This window comes from Halosimplex rarum (assembly GCF_047715405.1).
In the GTDB taxonomy this organism is placed as follows: Archaea; Halobacteriota; Halobacteria; order Halobacteriales; family Haloarculaceae; genus Halosimplex; species Halosimplex rarum.
In genome coordinates, this window is the sequence record NZ_CP180412.1 from 2,265,151 (window position 1) to 2,288,009 (window position 22,859).

Annotated in this window: 23 protein-coding genes; 17 read left to right on the forward strand and 6 right to left on the reverse strand. The window is 69.4% G+C overall.

Annotation, left to right across the window (positions count from 1 at the left end; genetic code table 11):
• The first annotated feature begins 36 nt into the window (after positions 1 to 36).
• The 5 genes from ACMGFH_RS10855 to ACMGFH_RS10875 all read left to right on the forward strand — a co-directional run bounded on the left by ACMGFH_RS10855 (position 37) and on the right by ACMGFH_RS10875 (position 4,158).
• Positions 37 to 1,005, forward strand: a complete 969-nt coding sequence (locus ACMGFH_RS10855; RefSeq protein ID WP_415383156.1) for a beta-ribofuranosylaminobenzene 5'-phosphate synthase family protein — start codon at positions 37 to 39, stop codon at positions 1,003 to 1,005.
• 107 nt (positions 1,006 to 1,112) lie between these two features.
• Entirely contained in the window at positions 1,113 to 1,955 is an 843-nt protein-coding gene (locus ACMGFH_RS10860) for an RAD55 family ATPase (protein ID WP_415383157.1), read from the forward strand.
• Between the two features lie 151 nt (positions 1,956 to 2,106).
• Positions 2,107 to 3,039: a hypothetical protein gene (locus ACMGFH_RS10865; RefSeq protein WP_415383159.1), complete on the forward strand. Its 933-nt coding sequence runs from the start codon at positions 2,107 to 2,109 to the stop codon at positions 3,037 to 3,039.
• A gap of 5 nt (positions 3,040 to 3,044) precedes the next feature.
• Positions 3,045 to 3,746: a hypothetical protein gene (locus ACMGFH_RS10870; protein WP_415383160.1), complete on the forward strand. Its 702-nt coding sequence runs from the start codon at positions 3,045 to 3,047 to the stop codon at positions 3,744 to 3,746.
• Positions 3,747 to 3,834: 88 nt separating this feature from the next.
• Positions 3,835 to 4,158: a transcription factor S gene (locus tag ACMGFH_RS10875; protein ID WP_415383162.1), complete on the forward strand. Its 324-nt coding sequence runs from the start codon at positions 3,835 to 3,837 to the stop codon at positions 4,156 to 4,158.
• A 24-nt stretch (positions 4,159 to 4,182) separates the two neighbouring features.
• Here ACMGFH_RS10875 and ACMGFH_RS10880 read toward each other — a convergent pair whose 3' ends face one another.
• A complete protein-coding gene (locus ACMGFH_RS10880) occupies positions 4,183 to 4,443 on the reverse strand; it encodes a MarR family transcriptional regulator (RefSeq protein ID WP_415383163.1) in 261 nt (86 codons plus the stop codon).
• A 108-nt stretch (positions 4,444 to 4,551) separates the two neighbouring features.
• On the opposite strand from ACMGFH_RS10880, the gene ACMGFH_RS10885 reads away from it, so the two are divergent.
• Positions 4,552 to 5,004 carry an SHOCT domain-containing protein gene (locus ACMGFH_RS10885; RefSeq protein ID WP_415383164.1) on the forward strand — a complete coding sequence of 151 codons (453 nt, stop codon included), beginning with the start codon at positions 4,552 to 4,554 and terminating at the stop codon, positions 5,002 to 5,004.
• A gap of 34 nt (positions 5,005 to 5,038) precedes the next feature.
• Positions 5,039 to 5,572, forward strand: a complete 534-nt coding sequence (locus ACMGFH_RS10890) for a YkgJ family cysteine cluster protein (protein ID WP_415383166.1) — start codon at positions 5,039 to 5,041, stop codon at positions 5,570 to 5,572.
• Between the two features lie 346 nt (positions 5,573 to 5,918).
• Here ACMGFH_RS10890 and ACMGFH_RS10895 read toward each other — a convergent pair whose 3' ends face one another.
• Positions 5,919 to 6,794: a ZIP family metal transporter gene (locus ACMGFH_RS10895; protein ID WP_415383167.1), complete on the reverse strand. Its 876-nt coding sequence runs from the start codon at positions 6,792 to 6,794 to the stop codon at positions 5,919 to 5,921.
• Positions 6,795 to 7,010: 216 nt separating this feature from the next.
• On the opposite strand from ACMGFH_RS10895, the gene ACMGFH_RS10900 reads away from it, so the two are divergent.
• The 5 genes from ACMGFH_RS10900 (at position 7,011) to ACMGFH_RS10920 (ending at position 13,652) form a co-directional block, all read left to right on the forward strand.
• Complete coding sequence (locus ACMGFH_RS10900; RefSeq protein WP_415383168.1) at positions 7,011 to 8,564, forward strand: phytoene desaturase family protein; 1,554 nt, start codon at positions 7,011 to 7,013, stop codon at positions 8,562 to 8,564.
• Positions 8,565 to 8,594: 30 nt separating this feature from the next.
• A complete protein-coding gene (locus ACMGFH_RS10905) occupies positions 8,595 to 9,473 on the forward strand; it encodes a prenyltransferase (RefSeq protein WP_415383235.1) in 879 nt (292 codons plus the stop codon).
• The gene (gene cruF, locus ACMGFH_RS10910) at positions 9,463 to 10,332 is read left to right on the forward strand and encodes a bisanhydrobacterioruberin hydratase (RefSeq protein ID WP_415383169.1); all 870 of its coding nucleotides are present in this window, start codon (positions 9,463 to 9,465) and stop codon (positions 10,330 to 10,332) included. The genes ACMGFH_RS10905 and cruF overlap by 11 nt, the downstream gene beginning before the upstream one ends.
• Positions 10,333 to 10,439: 107 nt before the next feature.
• Positions 10,440 to 12,395, forward strand: a complete 1,956-nt coding sequence (locus ACMGFH_RS10915; protein ID WP_415383171.1) for a methyl-accepting chemotaxis protein — start codon at positions 10,440 to 10,442, stop codon at positions 12,393 to 12,395.
• A 144-nt stretch (positions 12,396 to 12,539) separates the two neighbouring features.
• Positions 12,540 to 13,652 (forward strand): NADH:flavin oxidoreductase/NADH oxidase, encoded by a 1,113-nt coding sequence (locus tag ACMGFH_RS10920; protein WP_415383172.1) that lies wholly within the window; start codon positions 12,540 to 12,542, stop codon positions 13,650 to 13,652.
• A gap of 21 nt (positions 13,653 to 13,673) precedes the next feature.
• On the opposite strand, the gene ACMGFH_RS10925 is transcribed toward ACMGFH_RS10920, so the two are convergent.
• A complete protein-coding gene (locus ACMGFH_RS10925; RefSeq protein ID WP_415383236.1) occupies positions 13,674 to 14,543 on the reverse strand; it encodes an alpha/beta hydrolase in 870 nt (289 codons plus the stop codon).
• A gap of 357 nt (positions 14,544 to 14,900) precedes the next feature.
• Here ACMGFH_RS10925 and ACMGFH_RS10930 point away from each other — a divergent pair, with 357 nt between their 5' ends.
• The 3 genes from ACMGFH_RS10930 (at position 14,901) to ACMGFH_RS10940 (ending at position 16,330) form a co-directional block, all read left to right on the forward strand.
• A complete protein-coding gene (locus ACMGFH_RS10930; RefSeq protein ID WP_415383173.1) occupies positions 14,901 to 15,539 on the forward strand; it encodes an NAD(P)-dependent oxidoreductase in 639 nt (212 codons plus the stop codon).
• Positions 15,540 to 15,709: 170 nt separating this feature from the next.
• Entirely contained in the window at positions 15,710 to 16,009 is a 300-nt protein-coding gene (locus tag ACMGFH_RS10935; RefSeq protein ID WP_415383174.1) for a hypothetical protein, read from the forward strand.
• Positions 16,010 to 16,066: 57 nt separating this feature from the next.
• On the forward strand, positions 16,067 to 16,330 hold the full coding sequence (locus tag ACMGFH_RS10940) for a hypothetical protein (RefSeq protein ID WP_415383175.1): 264 nt from the start codon (positions 16,067 to 16,069) through the stop codon (positions 16,328 to 16,330).
• A 97-nt stretch (positions 16,331 to 16,427) separates the two neighbouring features.
• On the opposite strand, the gene ACMGFH_RS10945 is transcribed toward ACMGFH_RS10940, so the two are convergent.
• From ACMGFH_RS10945 to ACMGFH_RS10955, 3 genes are all read right to left on the reverse strand, one after another.
• The gene (locus ACMGFH_RS10945) at positions 16,428 to 17,561 is read right to left on the reverse strand and encodes a BGTF surface domain-containing protein (RefSeq protein WP_415383176.1); all 1,134 of its coding nucleotides are present in this window, start codon (positions 17,559 to 17,561) and stop codon (positions 16,428 to 16,430) included.
• Between the two features lie 196 nt (positions 17,562 to 17,757).
• Positions 17,758 to 18,201: a hypothetical protein gene (locus ACMGFH_RS10950; RefSeq protein ID WP_415383178.1), complete on the reverse strand. Its 444-nt coding sequence runs from the start codon at positions 18,199 to 18,201 to the stop codon at positions 17,758 to 17,760.
• Between the two features lie 108 nt (positions 18,202 to 18,309).
• Complete coding sequence (locus ACMGFH_RS10955; protein WP_415383179.1) at positions 18,310 to 19,551, reverse strand: TIGR00300 family protein; 1,242 nt, start codon at positions 19,549 to 19,551, stop codon at positions 18,310 to 18,312.
• 118 nt (positions 19,552 to 19,669) lie between these two features.
• Between ACMGFH_RS10955 and ACMGFH_RS10960 the strand changes: the two genes are divergently transcribed.
• Both ACMGFH_RS10960 and ACMGFH_RS10965 read left to right on the forward strand, forming a co-directional pair.
• Entirely contained in the window at positions 19,670 to 19,921 is a 252-nt protein-coding gene (locus ACMGFH_RS10960) for a hypothetical protein (RefSeq protein WP_415383180.1), read from the forward strand.
• A 106-nt stretch (positions 19,922 to 20,027) separates the two neighbouring features.
• Positions 20,028 to 22,451: a heavy metal translocating P-type ATPase gene (locus tag ACMGFH_RS10965; protein WP_415383181.1), complete on the forward strand. Its 2,424-nt coding sequence runs from the start codon at positions 20,028 to 20,030 to the stop codon at positions 22,449 to 22,451.
• Positions 22,452 to 22,859: the final 408 nt, after the last annotated feature.

The following is a 22,859-nucleotide window of genomic DNA, read 5'->3' on the forward strand; positions in this document are numbered from 1 at the left end:
GAAAGGCCGTAGGGCGGGGGACGCCTGGGGGGTGCCATGACGCGCGTCACGGTCGGCGGCCGCCTCCACGTCGGCTTTCAGAACCTCTCGCTGGCGCACAACCGACTCTACGGGGGCGTCGGCGTCGCGCTCGCCGAGCCGCGCCTGGTCCTGCGCGCCGAGCGCGCCGACACCGTCGACTGCGACGACGAGGCGGCGACCCCGTACGTCGAACGGGTCGTCGACTGCCTCGACGTGCCCGGGGCCGCCGTCCGCGTCGACGAACGCCTGCCCCGTCACTCCGGGCTCGGCAGCGGGACGCAGCTCGCGCTCGCCAGTCTCGCGGCCGTCGCCGGCGCGTACGACCGCGACGCGGACCCGCGCGAACTCGCTCCCGCGCTCGGTCGCGGCGGCCGCAGCGGCATCGGCGTCGCGACGTTCGAGCGCGGCGGGTTCGTCGTCGACGGCGGCCACCCGACCGAGCGGTTCACCACCGCGCCGCCCGCCGAGGGCGAGTGGACCGTTCCCCCCGTCGTCGCGCGCCACGACCTCCCCGACGACTGGCGGTTCGTCCTCGCCATCCCCGACGCGGGGCCGGGGCGGAGCGGCGACGAAGAGGACGAGAGCATGCGCTCGGTCGTCGAGCGGGCCGACCCCGGAATCGCCGAGGACGTCGCCCGGCTCGTCACGCAGCACCTCCTCCCGGCGGCGGCGACGGGCGACCGCAGCGACTTCGGGAGCGCGATCGCTCGCCTCGGTCGCCTCAACGGCGCCTGGTACGCCGACGAGCAGGGCGGCGTCTACCGGCCGCCCGCCGGGGCGATCATCGACCGGCTCGCCGACGAGCCGGCGGTCGCCGGCGCCGGCCAGTCGTCGTGGGGGCCGACCGTCTACGCGCTGACGAACGCGGACTACGCCGACGACGTGGCCGGGGCGGCCCGCGACGCGCTCGACGCGGTCGCCGACGGCGGACGCGTGACGGTCGCGCGGCCGCGCAACGAGGGTGCCAGGATCGAGCGGTCGTAGCGGCCGGTTCGACCAATCGGACGCACGGCCTGGACGGCCCCTCGTGCGTTTCAGCGAGCGAGAACTGCGGCGAAACAGGTAAGCGGGAGGGGGCGAATCCTCGGCGCATGGACCGGATACCCTTCGGCGTCCGCCAGCTGGACACGACCATCGGCGGCGGCGCGCCGACGGGAAGCGTCGTCCTCGTCGCCGGGGAAGGCGGCGCCGGGTCGCGAGAGTTCCTGCACACGAGCACGCTGATGAACGCCCTCGGGCGGACCGACGAGGACCTCCACAGCCTCTACTACGGCGACCTCGCGGCGAACGCCAGACCGCCGGACGAGGTGCACTTCGTCTCGTTCACCGCCGACGAGGAGCGCTTCGCCGACGAGGTGGGGATGACCGTGGGCGACGACATCGTCGACGCCGGCATGGACGCGGTCAGGTATCACGACCTCTCCGAGCAGTACTTCCACCGGAGCCCCGTCCCCCGGGACTGGTACGCCGAGGAGACCGCCGACATCAAGGACCTCCGGGCGCGCCAGGAGCGCGACGACATCCTCGGCGAACTCGGACGGTTGCTCGTCCAGCACGCGCCCGGCAACCTCGTCGTCATCGACTCGCTGTCGGATCTCATCAGCACCGCCGGCCGCGACGAGAACGTGAACTGGTCGGACGTCGTCTTCCTCATCAAGGGCCTCCAGAAGGGCGCCAACCGGTGGAACGGAGTCATCCTCGCCCACGTCGGCCGGGAGACGGTCTCGGACACCGAGTACGGCCAGCTCGTCGACAGCGTCGACGGGACCCTGGAGTTCCAGTGGGCCAGCGGCGGGTCGACCCGCGCCCGGACGCTCGTCGTCAAGCAGTTCCGCGGCGTCCTCTCGGGGATCGACGACGAGAACATCGTCCAGTTCGAGACCGAGATCGGCGACGGCGGCTTCGACATCAGCGACGTGCGCAAGATCCGCTGACGGAGCGACGTCGGCGAGATCCGCTGACTGAAACGATACCGCCGGCGAGGACGGAACGCGGCCGAGAGCGATTCTCCGCCGCGATCCCCAGATTCGATTTCCGAGAACCGGTGGCAAACGCTTAACTGTCTCGTCCGGACAACACAGGGTAATGGCGAGCGAGTCGTCGGACGACGCCGCGGTCTCCGTGTCGCTCCCCGCGGACGTAGAGGCCTGGCTGGACCGCACGGCCGACGACCTCGGAGTCGACCGCGAGGCGGTCGTCGTCCAGCTGCTCGCGTCTTACCGGGCCGCCGAGGAGTTCGGCGACGAGGGCGTGAGCGCGGCGCTCGGAACCGACGTGGAGACCGAGGTCAGGGAGGTGATAGCCGAGCAGCTCCCCGACATCGCCGACGCGGTGGCCGAGCGCGTCGACGGCGACGGCGGCGACGTCGAGGCCGTCGAAGAGGGGCTCAGCGCCGAGATCGACCGCGTCGAGGCCGACTTCACGGAGAAGATCCAGGACGTGCGCGAGCGGGTCGTCCAGGTCAAGCGGGAGGCCGACTCCAAGGCCGACGCCGACCACACCCACCCGGAGTTCGGCGAACTCGCGACGCTCTCTACCGCGGTCGACGACCTCGAATCGGCGCTCGGTTCGCTCGAATCCCGCGTCGAGGGCGGCGACGCCTCCGCGGACGTCGCGGACCGCGTCGACGAGGTGGAGGACCGACTGGACGAGATGGAGCGCGCGACGGACCGGCTCGACGAGATCGAGGAGCGGCTGCGGACGGTCGCGTGGGTCGTCAGCGACCTGCGGGAGGCCGAGCGAGCGCGCTCGACCGGGTCCGACGCCATCGAGCGACTGAAGGCCACAGCCGCGGAGCTCGACGCGGACCGGGCGGTCTGCGGGAACTGCTCGAAAGCCGTCGACATCGCGCTGTTGCACGAGCCGCGATGCCCCCACTGCGACGCGACAGTCAGCGACGTCCAGTTGCCGAGCGGCCTGTTCGGCAAACCGACGCTCACCGTTGCGCGCCGCCTCGAAGCCGGCGACGAGGAGGAGACAACCCGTTCGAACGTCCCCGACGCGGCCGAACGGGAGTGAGACTCGTGAGCGACGACTCAAGTTCGGATCGCGACGACGAGGCTACGGGAGACAACGGTGGCGCTACGGAAGCCGGCGACCGCGACCCCTTCGATTCCTTCGAGGAGCACCGCGATCGGAAGGGTGACCCGTTCGACTCCCTCGACGAGGACTCGCCGCAGGACTCGTCCGGCGAGGGGGCCGACCCCGACCCGTTCGAATACGGGGAGTCCGGGGGTAGCCCCAGTCGACGGGATGAGGACGGCGAGCGCGGCAGTCGCGGTGGTGACGGTACTGGCGACCCGTCCCGAGATGACGTGGACGACCTGCTCGCGGACGCGGACGACCCGCTCGCGGACGTCGAGGTGTCCGACGGAGACCCATTCGAAGCGAAGGCGAGCGCGTTCGAGCGGTCGGACGTCGAGGGAATCGATCCCGACGAGGTGTGGGCGCGCCTCACCGCCGAACCGGACGACAGCGACCCCGGAACTAACTCGGAATCAGGGGCGGGTGCAGGAGCAGACGAGGGTCCGTCGTCCGGCGAAGACGACGTCGCGGAGGTGTCGAAACACGCCTACTGCGAGGAGTGTGAGCATTTCTCGCCGCCCCCGGACGTGACCTGTACGAACGAGGGGACGGAGATCCTGGAGTTCGTGGCCGTCGACACCGTCCGCGTCGCCGACTGCCCGGTCGTCGCGGAGCGGCGGGAGCTCGAAGACGACCCGTAGGCGGTCGCTGCGGACCGTGGCGGGCTCGCGTGTGTCGGACGGCGAGGAGACGAGAAATTGATACGGCCGGGGGGACAACGACCGAGACATGCAGTTCTGCGACGACTGCGGTTCGATGATGCACGCCGACGGCGACGAGATGGTCTGCAAGAGCTGCGGGACGACCACCGGCGTCGACGAAGACCGCGCCGAGCAGTTCGTCAGTACCGACGAGCAGGCCGGCGACGAGGTCATCGAGACCGAGGAGGGGGCCGACTTCGAGGGGAAGCCGACGGACAAGAGCGTCACCTGCGAGGACTGCGGCCACGGCGTGGCCTGGTACACCATCAAACAGACCGGCGCCGCCGACGAGCCGCCGACGCGATTCTTCAAGTGCAAGGAATGCGGGTATCGCTGGCGGGAGTACAACTGACCCGGCCGACATCTCATCCGCGACCTATCGCGCGGTCGGCCCGCGACCGATCGCCCAGTAGGCGCCGCGGTGGCGAACCAGTCCCCTGTCTTCGAGGCGCGCGAGGACGACGCCGACGCTCCCGTGCGGGACGCCGGTCAGCTTGCAGATCTCGGCGGGCGTGAACGCCTCGTCGCGGCGCTCGGCGAGGAAGGCGAGGACACGGTCCGCGTTCTCGGCGCCGGCCGCAGGCGGGCGGAGCCGGGGTTCGGGCGTCGTCTCGAACTCGTCGATACTGATAGGCATACACGTCTCTACGTCGGACGCAGGCATATCCATGTCGGGCGTCGACCGGCCGCCGCGGCGAGACGGCCGTCCCCGGAAATTATACCGGACCGGTCGGTATCTCCAGCCATGAGCGACGAGACGGACGACCCGATGGAAGCCCTCATCGGTATCGTAGCGGTCGCGACGCTCCCGCTCACGGCGCTCGCGGGGATCTTCCTCGGGGAGGCGGCGGCCGCCACCGTCGCCATCACGGGATGGCTCTTCCTCGTGCCCGTCCTCGCCATCCTCTCGGACTACGTCGACATCGGGGAGTGGTGGGACAGCGCACGGTCGACGGAGAAATCGATTCGCGAGCGCGACCGCGAGCACGCCGAAACGGGTGACGCCGCTCTCCAGCGCCTGCGCGATCGCTACGCCGCCGGTGAGATCGACGACGTCGAGTTCGAGCGACGCCTCGAACGCCTCCTCGAAACCGAGGACGCGGAGGTCCCCGACCACGTCGATCTGAACGGGACCGCGGAGCACGATAGCCGCCGGGGGCGGGGCCGCGAGCGGACGCCCGAGCGCGAACCGGAGTGAAAGGCATTTGCCCGTCGGCCGCGGACGGGAGGGCGTGTCTGCAGACGCCCGCGTGGTCGAGGTTCACCCCGGCAAGGAGGCGGTCGTGGACTTCGATCCCGGTCTCACCTTCGAGTGCGTCGAGGAGTGCACGTGGTGTTGCCACCACGGCGTCCTGCTGTACGAGCCCGATTTCCTCGAACTCGCGAACGTCGCGAACCTCTCCGAAGCGACGACGCAGTTCCGCGGGCAGGACTTCGTCCGGAGGGAGGGGAAAGACCGCGCGGACCGCGTCGGCGAGGACGGCGCGGCCTGCTTCTTCCTGCGCGACGACGGCCTCTGCGCGCTCCACGACGAACACGACTGGAAGCCCGCGCGGTGTTCGGTGTTCCCCCTCGAAATAACCGTCGCAGAGGGCGACGCGACGGAGCGCGAGGGCAGCGATATCCACGTCTCGGTCCGCGAGGAAGCTCACGAGCACTGCGACGGCCTCGGCGTCTCGGAACGGCGGGTGATCGACCACCTCGACGCGTTTCTCCCGACGGTGTTGTGGGACCTCGATCAGCCCGAGACGAAACGAGAGCTCTAATGGACCACCGATCCACGATTCTGCGACTGGCGCGCGCTGTCGCGGGGTTCATCCCGCGACAGCATCGTGCGAGGGATGAGCGAGGGAGCGAAGCGACCGAGCGAATCGGCTGGGGAGGCGTGTGGCGCCGTGCGGTCACGTTCCGTGAATCCTGGCGGACTGAAAGGGCGAGACCCGGTCGCGCCGTCCTCGTGAGCGAAGCGAACGAGGATATCCCACACAGCGGCCGCGAGCGGGCCGAGGGCTTTCACCGCGTGTTGTCGATTGTTGTAGAGACGACTGCTAACGAGCGGGTCGCGGGGCGACGTTCGGAACTCGATCAAGAAAACCGAGTGAAACCGACAGATCAGGGAGCGACGACGAACCAGGCGACGACGACGGCAACCGCACCGACGACGGTACTTCCCACGGCGTGGACGCGCAACTGGTCGAGCAGCTCGTGGGACTCCTCGTGGAGCGAGCACACCTGGTCGATCTCCGAGCCGGCCTCGCAGACCGGCAGGAAGTCCATCGCGATGTGGAGGAAGATGCCCGCGGCGAACCCGAAGACGACGGCGTTGAGCGCGGCGACCTCGGGGACGGGCAGCGACGCCGAGGGGATCGCCGTGATCCCGACGCCAGCGGCGGGGAGCAACAGCGCCGAGACGGGTTTGCCGTTGCGCCGGAGCCGGCGCGCGGCGGCGTAGCCCGCGGGCCCCTTGTGCGAGACGATGGCGAGGCCGAGCAGGAGCCCGAGCGTGGGCATCGAGCCGTAGACGAGACCGATGATGAGGCCCGCGGAGAGGGCGTGCGCGGTGATCTGTGCGGTCGTCACGTCCATCGGGAGGTCCCGGTGAGTGAGTCGGTGGCCGACGACGTGGCCGCTGTACCCGACGACGATGCCGAGCGCGATGCCGATGCCGCCGATCTGAACGGCGCCCGCGGCGCGACCGATGTTGATGGCCTGCGGGACGAGGAACATCGCGGCGCTGGTGACCATCGCGCCGCTCGCTAACCCGTACCCCCAGACGAGACGCTGCGGGTCGGTCGCGTCGGCGCGACCGCCGAGGTACGCCCCCGCGACCATCGCCGCGAAGGCCACCCATCCGATGATGAAGACCTTCCACAGGTCCGTCACGACCGCCACCACGGACAGCGCGAGCAGCGCGACGACGCCCGCACCGCCCGCCAGCGAGAGACGCCCCGCCGAATTATTAACGCCAGATGCCTCGTTAATACTCATTCGTTGTGAACGCGGCGCTAGTTATTAATAAGTCTGTCGCTCACGCCGGCGGACACGCCCGAGGACGGCGACGACGCGGCCGGTGAGTCGGGAATCACGCGACCCGGGACCGACGATCGGGTGACGAACAGGGGTCTACCCGCGTGCGGCGAACGCGGGCGCGACCGGACGGGTTAGGTGTTCCCTTTTTCACCGCTCCGGCGCAACCACGTTCCAATGACAGGGCTCTCGGGACGGGCGGACGGCGTGTCGGTGACGGTGGTCGGCGGCGGCGTCGGCGGGCTCTCGTCGGCGGCGTACCTCGCGGACGCCGGCGCCGACGTGACGCTCGTGGAGAAGAACGACCAGCTCGGCGGCCGCGCCAGCCGGCTCGAAGCCGACGGCTTCCGCTTCGACATGGGTCCCTCGTGGTACCTCATGCCCGACGTCTTCGAGCGGTTCTTCGGCCACTTCGGGAAGGCGCCAGGCGACTACTACGACCTCGAACGGCTGGACCCGCACTACCGCATCTTCTTCAAAGGAGAGGGAGCGGCCGGCGGCGACGGCGAACGGATCGACGTCGCCGCCGACCGTGCGACCAACCGGGAGCTGTTCGAGTCCATCGAACCCGGTGCCGGCGAGGCGTTCGAAAAGTACCTCGCGACGAGCGAGCGCCACTACGGCACGGCGATGGAGAAGTTCGTCTACGAGGACCGCTCCTCGCTGCGGGACTGGATCGACCTGGACGTGATGCGCGCCGCGCCCGTCGGCCTCACGCTCCTGCGGTCGATGCAGGGCCACGTCGAGAACTACTTCGAGAACCCCAAGCTCCAGCAGATCATGCAGTACACGCTGGTCTTCCTGGGGGGTTCGCCCCGCAACACGCCCGCGCTCTACAACATGATGAGCCACGTCGATTTCAACATGGGCGTCTACTACCCCCTCGCCAGGGACGCCGACGACGACGGCAACCACCCCGGCGGCATCGGCGTCGTCGTCGACGCCTTCGTCGACCTCTGTCGCGAACTCGGCGTGTCCTTCGAGACCGGCGCCGAAGTGTCGGAGATCACCCGTCGCAAGCGGGGCTTCTCCGTCGTCGACGAGACGGGGGTCGAGCGCCGCCCCGACCGCGTCGTCGTCAACGCCGACTACGCCCACGCCGAGCAGGAACTCCTTCCCGAACACGAACGGCAGTACGACGCCGACTACTGGGACGACCGCACCTACGCCCCGTCCGCCTACCTCCTCTACCTCGGCGTCGAGGGCGACGTACCGGAACTCGCCCACCACACGCTCGTCCTCCCCGACGATTGGGACCCGCACTTCGACCAGATATTCGACGAGCCCGGCTGGCCAGACGAACCGGCCTACTACCTCTGTGTCCCCTCGAAGACCGACGACACCGTCGCGCCGGAGGGCCACAGCAACCTGTTCGTCCTCGCTCCCATCGCTCCGGGTCTGAAAGACTCTCCCGCTCAGCGCGAGCGCTTCCGCGAGCAGATCCTCGACGACGTGGCCGAGAACGCGGACACGGACCTGCGCGACCGCATCGTCTTCGAGGAGGAGTTCTGCGTCTCGGACTTCGTCGACCGCTACAACGCGACGCAGGGGACCGCCCTCGGACTGGCGCACACGCTCCGCCAGACCTCGCTCCTCCGCCCGCCGAACCGCTCGACGGCCGTCGACGGCCTCTACTTCACGGGGTCGTTCACCACCCCCGGTATCGGCGTCCCGATGTGTCTCATCAGCGGCCAGCACACCGCCGAGGCGCTCGTCGAGGACGTGAACTAACTTCCCCGCCCGCGTATGATCGACGACGCGATGGCCTCCGTGACCGCTCGCCTCGGCGCGCTCGCACCCCCCGACACCACCGTCGGGTATCTCCTCCGCCTCTCTCGGCCGCGCTTCTGGCTCTACCTCGCGGGCCCGGCAGCCGTCGGCGCCGTCTTCGCCACCCGCGAGACGGCCGAACTGTTCACGCCGCTGACCGTCGGGCTGGCCTGCTACTTCCTCGTCCCCGCGAACGTCTTCCTCTACGGCGTCAACGACGTGTTCGACGCCGATATCGACGAGGAGAACCCGAAGAAAGACGGGAAGGAGGTCCGGTATCAGGGCGACAGGGCCGTCCTCGCGGCGGTCCTCGTCAGCGGCGTCCTCGGCGTGGCGGTCCTCCCCCTTCTCCCGACGGAGGCCGTCGTCGCGATGGTCGCCTTCCTCGCGCTGTCGGTCCAGTACAGCGCCCCGCCGTTCAGGTTCAAGACCACCCCCTTCCTCGACTCCCTCTCGAACGGCCTCTACGTCCTGCCGGGTGTCGTCGCCTACGCCACCGTCGCGGGCCGGTTTCCGCCAGCGCTCGCCGTCGCCGGCGCCTGGCTCTGGACGATGGCGATGCACACCTTTTCCGCCATCCCGGACATCGAACCCGACCGCGCCGCCGGCATCGAGACCACAGCGACCGTCCTCGGCGAGCGGCGCACCTACGCCTACTGCTGTCTCGTCTGGGCGCTCTCCGCAGCGGTTTTCGCGCTCGTCCATCCGTTCTGGGGCGGGCTGATCGCGGTCTATCCGCTGTTCACCGCCGCCGTCGCGCTGACGGCCGTGTCCGTCGACCGCGCGTACTGGTGGTTCCCCGTCCTCAACACCGTCGTCGGGGCACTACTGACGATGGGCGGCCTCTGGAGGTACGTCTATGCCACCTGATCCGGCCGACGCCGTGGGCCTGCCCGCTCCCGAGCGGATGGACCGCGACTGGCTGGAAGCCCGCCTCGACCGCCTCGTCAGCGAGAATCGATTCACCATCGCGGTCGTCTTCCCCGTCACCGGCGCCGCGCTGTTGCTCGCCAGCGCGCTCGACCTGCTCCCGCCCGCGCTCGCGTTCAACCCGTGGCTCGTCCTCGTCGGCGTCGTCGTGATGCGCCTGCCCCTCGTCGCCGGCGTCGCGCCCCTGATCGACCGGAAGGCGACCCTCGCGCTGCTCGCGCTGGCGGCCTACGCCTACGGTATCGAATACGTCGGCATCACCACCGGGCAGCCGTACGGCCACTTCGAGTACGGCGTCGCCCTCGGGCCGATGCTCGGCGGCGTCCCCCTCGCGCTCCCGGTCTTCTTCTTCCCGCTCGTCCTGAATAGCTACCTGCTTTGCCTGCTGCTCCTCGGGGATCTGGCTCGGTCGCCGTGGGTCCGCCTGCCCGTCGTCGTCGCCACCGTCGTCGCTGTCGACCTCGTGCTGGATCCGGGGGCGGTGGCGCTGGGCTTCTGGACCTACGACGGCGGCGGCGCCTTCTACGACGTGCCGTGGTCGAACTACCGGGGCTGGGTCCTCTCCGCCGCGGTCGCGGTCGCCGCCTTCGACTGGGGACTCGACCGAGAGGCCCTGCTCGCGCGGCTCGACTCCTGCGAGTTCATGCTCGACGACATGGTGAGCTTCGTGATCCTCTGGGGAGCGATCAACGCCGCGTTCGGCAACTGGATCCCCGTCGGACTCGCTGCGCTGTTCGGCGCCGGCCTCGTCGTCACCGACCGGTTCGACGTGCCGACGCGGCCGCGGTGGCTGGAGTAGCGAGCGTGGCCGGCGACCGGTCGTGACGCGGCCGACAGCCCTTCTATCGTTATTTCCTGTGATACTCACGGGGCAACGCTTTTCGTCGGGTTTTCCTCTGAGACGGTATGGTCGAGACTACGGGCGGATCCGGGCGGGTTCGCTCCAGAATCGAGGGCTGGGAGGGCGTCCTCCGGGAGTTCGCCGAATACACGCCGAGTGGGGACTCCATCCCCGACGAGGTATGGCGGGGACGCCACCGGAACATCCTCGCGCTCCTGCTCGCGCACGTGCCGTTGTTGCTCTTGCTCGGGACCTACGAGGGGACGGAGTCCGCCGTCACGGGCGCGACGATCCCCGAGATCCCGCTGACCACGGTGCTCGTCGAAGTGGGCGTCGTCGTCTCGTTCGCGCTCCTCGCGGGCTGGTCGCGATTCGAACGGCGCACGCGGACAGCGCTCGCGACGATGGGGCTGGTGACCACGTCCGGGTTCCTCGTGCACTTCTCCGGCGGGTACATCGAAGCGCACTTCCACTTTTTCGTCGTCATGGCCGTCGTCGCCGTCTACGAGGACTGGCTCCCGTTCCTGCTCGGGATCGCGTTCGTCGCGGTCCAACACGGCTACTTCGGCATGATCGACGCGAGCCGGGTCTACAATCACGCGGCCGGCATCGAGAACCCGTGGGCGTGGTCGTTCATCCACGCGGCGTTCGTGCTGGCCCTCGCCGGCGCGCTGATGGGACACTGGTACTCTACCGAGCGGTCCCGCGAAGAGGCGAAGGAACGACTCCGGCAGGCCGACGAGAAGTCGGCGGAGGTCGACGACCTCGAAGCGAAGCGAGCGGAGAACGAGCGGGCCAAGGCGGAGGCCGAGGAGATGCTCGCCGAGGCCGAAGCGAGACAGAAAGAGATCGAACAGCTGAACGCCCATCTCGAGGCCAAGGCCGACGACTACAGCGACGCGATGGCGCGGGCGGCCGAGGGCGAGTTCCGCGTCCGAGTCGACGCCGAGAGCGAGAGCGACGCGATGGCACAGATCGGGGAGTCGTTCAACGAGATGCTGGAAAACACCGAGTCGGCGATGCGGGAGATCCAGACGTTCGCCGAGGAGGTCGCCGAGGCGAGCGACGGCGCGGCGGCCGGGGCCGAGGAAGTCGAGCAGGCGAGCGCCGGGGTGAGCGAATCGGTCCAGGAGATCGCCAGCGGCGCGACCGAGCAGCGCGAGATGCTCGAGACCGTCTCCAGCGAGATGGCGGACCTGTCGACGACCGTCGAGGAGGTCGCCGCGTCCGCCGAGACCGTCGCGGAGACCTCCCACGAGACCGCCGAGATCGCCGAGGAAAGCGAGCGGACCGCACAACGGGCGATCGACGACTCCCGGGAGGTCCAGTCGGCGATCGACTCGACCGTCGAGAACGTCGAGGTGCTCCACGGCCAGATGGACGAGATCGGCCAGATAGTCGAACTCATCGGCGACATCGCGGACCAGACGAACATGCTGGCACTCAACGCCAACATCGAAGCCGCCCGCGCCGGGACCGGCGCGGGCGCGAACAGCGGTGACGGGTTCGCCGTCGTCGCCAACGAGGTGAAGCAGCTGGCCGAGGAGACGCAGGCGTCGGCCAGCGAGATCGAACAGCTCATCGAGGAGACCCGGAAACAGACCGAGACGACCGTCGAGGAAGCCCGAACGGCCGAGCGCCACGTCGACGAGAGCGTCGCGGCCGTCGAAGACGTCGCGGAGGCGTTCTCGCAGGTGGCGACCAACGCGGAGGAGACCGACCGAGGCCTCCAGGAGATCCGGACGACGACCGACGAGCAGGCGGCGAGTACCGAGGAAGTCGTGTCGATGGTCGAGGAAGCGGCGGACATCAGCCGGTCGGCCGCCGACGAGACCGAGGGCGTCTCCGCCGCCGCGGAGGAACAGGCGGCGTCCACCTCGCAGGTCAGCGCCAACGTCCGGTCGCTCGGGGACCGGTCCGAACGGCTCCAGTCGCTGCTGTCGCAGTTCGCCGTGAGCGACGCGCAGGCGGCCGGTACCGGAGCGACGCCCGCGATCGAAGACGGCGGACGGCCCGAATAACCGGACGCGCTTTCTCTCTCCCACCGAGGCGGTCCGTCCCGGCCGACCGGAATCTCTCCCTTCCGGCAGTGCAACCCGACCGAGAAGCCGGAACCGCTTGCGGTCGCCGCACGATACTTCAGTGGACAGTCGTAACGCCGAACGATGACAGACCTGTTCTCCCCGCTCCAACTCCGCGAGACGACGATCCCGAACCGTCTGATGGTCTCGCCGATGTGCCAGTACTCCTGCGAGGCGCGCGACGGACTCGCGACGGAGTGGCACCACGTCCACCTCGGCTCGCGCGCCGTCGGCGGCGCCGGCCTCGTCATGGCCGAGGCGACGGCCGTCGAGAAGCGCGGTCGGATCACCCCCGAGGACCTGGGCATCTGGAACGACGGCCAGGCCCGGGCGCTCGAACGGACGACCCGATTCGTCGAGGAACAGGGCGCGGTCCCGGGCATCCAGCTCGCCCACGCCGGCCGCAAGGCCTCGAAGACCCGTCCGTGGGACGGGAGCCGCCCGCTGTACCCCGACGACGGAGGGTGGGAAGTTATCGCCCCGAGTGCCGATCCGTGGCCGTACGAAGCGGAGGACAAAGGCGACGCGCCGCCCACGCGGGAGATGACACAGGGGGACATCGAACAGGTCATCGGATCCTTCAGGCAGGCGGCCGAGCGCGCCCGCGACGCCGGGTTCGAGGTCGCCGAGGTCCACGCCGCCCACGGCTACCTGCTGCACGAGTTCCTCTCGCCGGTCACCAACCACCGCGATGACGACTACGGTGGCGACTTCGAGGGCCGGACGCGCCTCGCCCGCGAGGTCACCGAGGCCGTCCGCGAGGTGTGGCCCGACGAGAAACCGGTGTTCGTCCGCATCTCCGGGACCGACTGGTTCGACGACCGCGACTCGTGGACCGCCGAGGACTCCGCCCGGCTAGCAGACCGCCTCCACGAGGTCGGCGCGGACCTGATCGACGTCTCCAGCGGGGGCATCGCGCCCGGTTCCTTCCCCGATCAGGTCGGCCCGAACTACCAGCTCCCGCTCGCCGAGGCCGTCCGCGAGGGCAGCGAGAGCGACATCGCGATCGGGACGGTCGGCGGGATCACGACGCCGGAGCAGGCACAGGCGGTCGTCGCCAACGGCCGCGGGGATCTGGCCATCGTCGGCCGTCAGTTCCTCCGCGACCCGTACTTCGGGCTCCGCGCCGCCGACGTGCTCAACGCCACCGACGAGGTGTCCGGGCCGCCGCAGTACCGCCGGGCGTTCGGGTTCTGAGACGCCTCCGGCCTCCACTGATCAGTCCCGATCGAGCGCGACGCGCAGGTCTTCGCCGATGGCCTCGACGGCCTCGTGGGCGCGCTCGACGCCCTCGCTCTCGGAGAGCATGCCGACGAACCCGTGGACCATGGACGGGTAGTTCCGGAACCGAACGGACACGCCGTCGCCGACCAGCTTTCGGGCGTACGAGATGCCCCCGTCGCGGAGCGGGTCGAACCCCGCGGTCACCACCGTCGCGGGTGGCACGCCGGAGAGATCGCAGGCCCGCGTGGGGTCCGCGTACGGGTTTCGCTGGTGGACCTCGCTGCCGTAGTAGCAGCGGTCGAACCACCGCATGTCGGCCTCGGAGAGGACATAGCCGGCGTACTCCTGCATCGACGGCTGGTCCTCGCGGGTTCCAACGGCCGGGTAGACGAGCGCCTGGTAGTCGAGGCCGGGACCGCCGCGCTCGGCGGCCATCAGCGCGGCGACGGCCGCGAGGTTGCCGCCGGCGCTGTCGCCGGCGACCGCGAGTCCGCCATCGCGGTCCAGCACGGCGGGGTCGTCGGCCGCCCACTCCAGCGCGGCGTAGGCGTCCTCGACGGCGGCCGGGAACGGGTGTTCCGGCGCCAGCCGGTAGTCGACGGACACCACCTCGCAGTCGCTCTCCACCGTCAGCAGGCGACACAGGTGATCGTGGGTGTCGAGATTCCCGAGCACGAACCCGCCCCCGTGGTAGAAGACGACCGTCGGGTACGGCCCGGCGGTGTCCGGTCGATAGCGCCGAACGTCGATATCGCCGTCCGAACCGGAGATCGAGAGGTCGGCGACGGCGCCGACCGCCGGCGGGTCCCCGCTCTGGAGCCACGTGCCGAGCTTCTCGAGGAGGCGGATGCCGCGCGCGCCCACGGTCGACAATCGAGACCGACTGGAGCCAGCGACGAGAGTCCATCACCGCCTGGACGTCCGGATGCGGTTCGTCCGCCGCGAGCCGCGGTCCGTCGGCGTCGTCGTCCGCTTCCGGGCGCAGGAGGGAATCGCTCGCCATGCGCGCGAGTACAGCGGGACCCGCCAACAACGCACCGATATCGCGTGCTCGCGCCGCTCCCGGCTGGCCCACCTGCGGCCGACCGGCGACTCCGTCGGCCGGGCCGATCTCCCCGATTACACTCGTGTCCCCTGATTACTCGCACGTCCGCGAGCGTCTATTACGGCCGAATTCGTAGGGAGTAGCGACGCGTGACGAGAGTCACGGAGACACTACCAATGAACGTACTCCTACTCGGTGCGAGCGGCACGATCGGACAGCGTATCGCAGACGAACTCCTCGACCGCGACCACGCGGTGACGGGCACGTCCCGAAGCGGCGAGGTCGATGCGATCGACGGCGAGGACTTCGAGGCCGTCGCCGTCGACGCGACCGACGCCGACGAGATCGCCGACGCGGCCGCCGACCACGACGCAGTGGTCTCGGCGCTCGGCCCGAGCGACGACGCGGACCTCGATATTCTGGTCGAGATGGCCGAGGCCGTCGTCGACGGTGTCGGCGCAGTCGAGACCGAACGCCTGCTCTGGGTCGGCGGCGCCGGCAGCCTCTACGTCGACGAGGACACGCAGTTCATCGAGACCGACGCGTTCCCGGACGAACTCGTCCCCCTCGCGCAGGCGCACATCGACGCCTTCGCGGTCGTCCGCGAGGCCGACGACGTCGAGTGGTCGTACCTGGCACCGCCGGGAATCATCGAACCCGGCGAGCGGACGGGCGACTACCGCACCGTCGAGGGCGAACTGGTCGTCGACGACGAGGGCGACAGCTACATCACCGCCGAGGACTACGCGGTCGCGCTCGCCGACGAACTCGAATCCGGCGACGAGGTCCACACCCACCTCGGCGTCGGCTACTGACGACCGGCGCTCCCTCCCCACCGGCCCACCGCCCACACGAAGCCCCAGCCCACTCCGGATCCCCGAGTAGCCGCCTCAATCTCCGCCCTGCCCTGATCTCCTTCCCCCGCCGCCCACCACAAGACTGATTCCACCCATCTGCGAACTCGGTCTTGAATCCGTATTGATAGATGGCCCCCGACATCCGCCGGCACCTCGTAGACTGGGAGTTCTGGCACGCGCTGACGATGGCGTCGCTGGCGGTCTGGATACTCGCGCGGACGAGCCGGTACGCGCTGGTGGACTGGCTCTACGCGCTGGCCTGGCGCGGGGCCATCCCGTTCGTCTCCCGACTCGAACGAGACCAGGTCCGGCCGATCGTCGAGGTCTTCGTCGAGATGTGGCTTCCCATCGCTCTCGTCTCGTTCGTCTGTGGCTTCTTCGCCTTCCACGCCGACGCGGAGTCACGCCGGCGCGCCGAGGGCGACTGAGCCCGGCCGAAGACGGTCTCCGCAAGTGTTAACGCGGGGTGCCGAGAAGCGGCGGTCATGACGCGCGAGAACCTCGCCACAGCGAGCGACACACTCGAATCGGCGGCCGACGCGACGACCGACGACGATGCGGCCGAGCGACTGCAGAGCCTCGCCGACCAGCTCGACAGCCTCGCCACGCGCGACCGCGACCCCGACCACGGACGCCTCGCCCGCATCGAGAACGCGCTGCACGACCTCGAAGACACCGACGTGGCCGACCAGGTCACCGACGCGCACGAGTCCGTCGTCGCCTTCCGCGAGACGGTCGAAGGCGTATAGGGCATACGGCAAAAGAGCGGTTCCCGGCGGAACCGGGAGACAGGGGAAACGGCAAGCGATGGGGTGATGACGACGCTTCGGGAGCGGCGGGACCGGCTTACTCGACCACCTCGCCGTCGGCGACTGCGAGCGTCTCGCCGTCGTGGTAGACGACGACCTCGAAGGCCGTCCCGGACGGGATACCGGTCATGTTGAACCCGGCGGTGAACCGCCCGTCTTCGGTCACCGTGGCGGTGGCACTCTTGAGGAACGGATTTGCGCCGCCGGTCGACGCGACCCGGAGGGTCACGTTGGTCCCGGTCGAGAGATCCGTCTCGCCGGCGATCTGCTGGTCGGCCGCGGACTCGACGGTTAGCTCGTCGCCGCTGTAGTCGAGGGTCGTGTTGTGGTCCGCTTCGGCGACGCGACTCGACTCCGCGACGGTCCCGGTGCGGTTCGTCGGGGTCGGGTCGGCGGTGGGCTCCTCGTTGATCCCCCCGACGACGACGCCCTCGGCGGACGCGAGCGTCTCGCCGTCGTGGCGGACGACGGCCTCGAAGGCCGAACCGTTAGCGATACCGACGAGGTCGACCGGCGCGGCGAACGCGCCGTCCTCGCCGACGGTCGCCGTACTCTGCACGAGGAACGGCGAGGCGTCCGACGTAGCGGTGAGTCGGACAGTTACCTCGGAGCCGGCCGACAGGTTCGTCTCGCCGCGGATGGTCTCGTTTTCGAGCGCCGCGAGCGTGAGGCGGTCGCCCTCGTAGTCGAAGGCGGTGCCGGACTCCGAGTCGTCGTCGGTGGGCGTGACGCCCTCGACGGCGGTGACGCGGGCGCTCACGTTGGCGAGTTCGGCGCCGTCGCGGACGACCGTCGCCCGCGCGGCGGCGTCCTCGGAGACGCCCGAGAGGTCGACGGTCGCCGAGAACGCGCCGTCGTCGCCGACGGTCGTCGTCCGCGAGACGAGGAACGGACTCGCGGCGTCGTCGGAGACGACCCGTACCGCGAGTTCCGTCCCGGGCGCCAGATCGGTCTCGCCGGTGACGGTCTGGTTCGGCGTCCCGTCCAGCGAGAGGCGGGCGCCGTCGTGGTCGACGGTCGTGCCGTCGCCAGCGGGCGCATCCGTCGCGCCGGGCACGTCGGTCGCGTTCGCGGGGGCGCCGCCGAGCGGGACGCCGCCGGCCGACGCCGCGGCGACGGCGGCCACGAGGACCACCGCGACGACGCCGGCGGTGCCGTAGGTGCGGTTCACCGGATCACCCCCGTTGTGACGCGGGAGGGCTGTCCGCGGTCGGACCACAGGGGGCCGACCGCCTCGATTCGGTCGCGGGGTGGGCGGTCTGCGTGCATCCCGCTTCCGGCTACGACCGACCGGTAAGTATCCCCGACGGATGGTTAAATCTCAGTTTGAGCCGCGTCAGACGATCTACCGAGGCTTCGATCCCCGCTCACTCCATCGTGACGTGCTGGCAGTCCGCCTCGACCCGGATACCCGGGGACCCGTCCTCGTTCGTCTCGACCCAGACCTCGATCCCCGACCGGTTCGGGTCGTCGCAGGGGAGTTCCGGCTGCTCGAAACCGGGCCAGTCGCGCTCGAAGCGGGTCCCGTCGACGGTCACGGCGACGGTCTCGGGCTCAGCCGAGTCGGGGAACGGCGCGTCCTCGTCGGCCTCGTTGTCGTCCGAGAGGCTGTACTCCTTCTCGAAGACCGTCTCGCCCGCCTCGTCGGTGACCGTGACCGACACGTCGTGGGAGTCGTCGCGGTCGCCCAGGTAGACCGTGACCCAGTGGGCGAGCTGCGGGGACGATTCGACCGCGCTGCAGCCGGCGGCGGCGGCGACCAGCGCCGCCGTCGAACTCGCGAGGAACGAACGGCGATTCGGGGAGGGCATCGATCCGGATCTGGTGCTTCCCGCCCGTTAAAAACCGCTATGACGGCTATATAGACCGGTCCGCGAGGTACCGAGACGGTCGACGGATCGCCCCTCGTCAAGCGGACGCTACCCCTCGTCCAGCAGATGATCCGCCAGGATCGGCACGAAGGTGCCGATGTCGGTGACCATCCCGACGGCCTGGTCGCTGCCGCGGTCGAGCAGCTGCGTGACGGTCGCGGGGTTGATGTCGACGCAGACGGTCCGGGTCGTCGACGGCAGGCAGTTCCCGACGGCGACCGAGTGCAGCAAGGTCGAGAGCATGAGGACGAGGTCTGCCTCGTGGGCCTGCTCGCGGATGGCGTTCTGGGCCTCCATCGAGTCGGTGATGGTGTCCGGGAGCGGGCCGTCGTCGCGGATGGACCCGGCGATGACGAACGGCACGTCGTTCTGGACGCACTCGTACATGACGCCGGACTCGACGGTGCCGCTCTCGACCGCTTCCTCGATGCCGCCCTCGCGGATGATCTCCGAGATGGTGTAGATGTGGTGTTTGTGACCCTTCCGCGGGTGGTCGAGGCTCTCGGTGTCCATCCCCAGCGAGGTGCCGTAGAGGTCGCGTTCGAGGTCGTGGACGGCGAAGCCGTTGCCGATAGAGAGCATGTCGATGTACCCCTCGCGGACGAGACGGGCGAGGTCCTCGCGAGCGCCCGAGTGGATGAGCGCCGGGCCGCAGACCGCGAGCACGTCGCCGCCTTCGCGTTTGGTCTCCTCGATAGCGTCGCCGACCTGGCGGATGGTGGACTCGGAGGGGCGCTCCGAGGAGACGCCGCCCTGCATGAACCCGAAGGCGCCCTCGCGGTCGCGCGGTCGCTCCGGCGGGCTCACGCGGATGCCTGTCTCGCCGGTGACGACGAGGTCGTCTTCCTCGACGGCGCTGAGAACTTTCGTGTATGCGCGGGGGCCGTCCTCGCCGTCGTCGACGCCCTCGACGATGACTGCACAGTCCATCTCGATGTCCTCGACCTGGATCCACTCGCCATCGATGCGGACTTCGGTCGGGTGGTTGGTCGTCGAGTAGAAGCCGTAGGGGACGACCTTGTCCTTCGGAGCGCGCTGGAGCGTGACGTCCTTCGGGTCGGAGGGGTTGGCCCCGTTCTGGTGGAGTTCGTGAACGATGGACTGTAGGGTCTCCTCGTCCTCGGCCTCGACCAGCAGCCGGGCGTAGGACTCGTCGGTCTCGTGCCGACCGATCCGGAACTCCTCGACGTCGAAGGAGCCGCCCATGTCCATGATGATACCGAACGCGGCCTGCATCATCCCCGAGTCGATGATGTGGCCCTCCAGTTCAACTTCGCGCGCGGCGGTCATGCCCCCAGCATCGGCGGCGGCGAGTAAGTCGCTTTGGATGTGTCCGGCGTCTCGCCTCGCTTTTCCGAGCCCCGCATCGAACCGCTTACGTCCGTCGGCGCCTAAATCGGAGCGATAGATGGACCGCGGAGACCTCGCGCTCGCGCTCGCACTGCTCGTCGGGATCGCGCTGACGGGCCAGGTCGCCGGCCTCGTCAGGTCGGCCGGCTTCTCGACCGTCAGCGGACTCGTCTGGCCGATCGGCTACGGCAGCATCGTCCTCGCGGCGTGGTACGTCTGGATCCGCCCGATCGACCTGCGCGCGCCCACCCCCGACGACGCAGATCCGTGGGCGACGGACGGCGAGGAACACACCGATCCCGACCGGTAGCGCGAGTGGTTTAATAACTCGGGCGCGATCGACTAGTAAATCGTAACAGAAACACCGGGGTTCGTAGCAGCGGGGTTAATACGTCGCGATCGCCTAGCACCGAGTAATGACAGACCGAGGCCCGGAACGGACCGACGGCGGAGGTGACCCCGGCGGCGACGGGGCGGGCCGGTGCGGCGACGACGGCTGCTGCGGAGGCGCCGCAGTCGACGCGCCCACCGACGCCGCGGGCGCCGAGGCGTCGCTCTCGGTCCCGGACATGGACTGCTCGTCCTGTGCGAGCAAGGTCGACAGCGCGCTGGCCGACCGCGAGGGGGTCGTCGCGACGGACCTGCGCCCGACCACTGGAACGGCGACGATCACCTACGACGACTCGCTGATCTCGCGGGCGGACCTCGTCGCGGCGGTCGAGAGCGCCGGCTACGGCGTCGCCGATGCGGACGGCCGGGGCACCGAGGACGGAGCCGCAGGCGGGGAGAGCGTCTGGGAGACCGCGCGCGCCCGGAAGACGCTGGTCAGCGGTCTCTTCCTCGGACTGGGTCTGCTCGTCCAGTTCGGCCTGTCGGGGCTAAACGACCCCGTCCTGGCGGCCGCCGGTCGGGAGTTGCTCCTCGCGGACGCGCTGTACCTCGTCGCGGTCCTCGCGGGCGGCCAGGTGATCGTCAGGAACGGCTACTACTCGGCGAAGAACCTGAGCCTGGACATCGACTTCCTGATGTCGGTGGCGATCCTCAGCGCCGCGGGCATCTCGCTGGTCGTCCCCGAGATGCACTTCTACGTCGAGGCCGCCTCGCTCGCCTTCCTCTTCAACGTGGCCGAGCTACTGGAGCGGTACTCCGTCGACCGGGCCCGGAGTTCGCTGGAGGAACTGCTGACGCTCTCGCCGGACGTGGCGACCGTGCGCCGCGACGGCGAGCGCGTCGAAGTCCCGGTCGAGGATATCGCCGTCGGCGAGACCGTCCTCGTCGAGCCGGGCGAGAAGATCCCGATGGACGGGACGGTCACGGAGGGCGCGAGCGCCGTCAACCAGGCGCCGATCACAGGCGAAAGCGTGCCCGTCGACAAGGAAGTCGGCGACGAGGTGTTCGCGGGGACGATCAACGAGCAGGGCTTTCTCGCGGTCGAGACGACGGCGCTGGCGGGCGACACCACCATCGATCGCATCGTCGAACTCGTCGAGGACGCCCAGGCGAACAAGACCGAGCGCGAGCAGTTCGTCGAGCGCTTCGCCGACTACTACACCCCGGTCGTCGTCGCGGCGGCGCTGCTGGCGACGTTCGTCGCGCCGGTCGTCTTCGGCGGCGGCTGGGCGACGTGGTTCGTCCGGGGGATCTCCCTACTCGTCATCGCCTGCCCCTGCGCGTTCGTCATCTCGACGCCCGTCACCGTCGTCTCGGGCGTCACGAGCGCGGCGAAAAACGGCGTCCTGATCAAGGGCGGCAACCACCTCGAAGCGATGGGCGAGGTCGACGCCGTCGCCTTCGACAAAACCGGGACGCTCACGACAGGCGAGCTCTCGGTGACCGACGTGGTCGGACTTAACGGTAACACCGAGAGCGACGTGCTCCAGTGCGCTCGCAGCATCGAGCGCCGGAGCGAACACCCCATCGGCGACGCTATCGTCGCCTGCGCCGACGAGCGCGGCGTCCCGGACCGCGAGGTGTCCGACTTCGAGTCGATCACCGGCAAGGGCGTCCGCGCGGACCTCGACGGCCGGACACACTACGCCGGCAAACCCGGCCTGTTCGAGGACCTGGGCTTCGATCTGGACCACCTCCACCTGACGGGCGCGGAGCCGATGACCGACGGCGGAGTCGTCGTCGAGCACGCCGACCCCGTTTGCGACGGCCGCGACGACTGCGTCGACCTCGCGGAGACGATCCCCCGGCTCCAGTCCGAGGGGAAGACGGTCGTCCTCGTGGGGACCGACGAGGAGATCGAGGGACTGGTCGCCATCGCCGACGAGGTCCGGCCCGAGGCGCGCCGGACGGTCGAGCGCCTGCGCGAGCAGGGGATCGACCACCTCGTGATGCTCACGGGCGACAACGAGGGGACGGCTCGCGCGGTGGCCGAACAGGTGGGCGTCGACGACTTCGCCGCCGACCTGCTCCCCGACGAAAAGGTGGCCCGGGTCGAAGCGCTGACCGAGGAGTACGACGAAGTCGCGATGGTCGGCGACGGCATCAACGACGCGCCCGCGCTCGCGACGGCCACCGTCGGGATCGCGATGGGTGCCGCCGGCACCGACACCGCCCTCGAGACCGCCGACGTGGCGCTGATGGGCGACGACCTCTCGAAGCTCCCCTATCTCCACCGGCTCGCCCGCGCCGGCAACGGGATCATCCGGCAGAACGTCTGGGGCAGCCTCCTCGTCAAGGCCGCGCTGGCCGTCGCTATCCCGCTCCCGTTCGTCGCCGTCCCCCTGTGGTTCGTCGTCCTCGCGGGCGACGTCGGCATGACCACCGCCGTCACCGGCAACGCGATGCGGCTCGCGCGCATGCGTCCGGACGTCCCCGAACCGTCCCCGTGACGAGCCGGCCGCGGAAACTCGTTCCGTTCTTATCGGACGCGAGTATAGGAACATATCTGACCATTTTCCCCTTCAGTAGGACTTCGTTTCTAGATCTCCGCGAATTAGGGCCCCAAATGATTCTGATTCCTTCGGTACGGTCGATATTTATCGGCCGGAGACCGCGTTCGAGAACTCGAACCTGAAAAACTCGATTACTCGTCGGAGAGAGCGTTTACACTGGATTTCGCCGCCAGTATTCGATACGTAACTCAGATCGAGAACTACCATATTCATACATTAGTTCGATCAGTTATCTATCGGTGATCTCATGGATCGCGGCTGGCGAGTGGACCCGAGGCGACGCGTGGCGGTCGATCGGTCGGCGATGCGACCGGCTACCGGGACGAAACCCGGTCGTACCCGAGG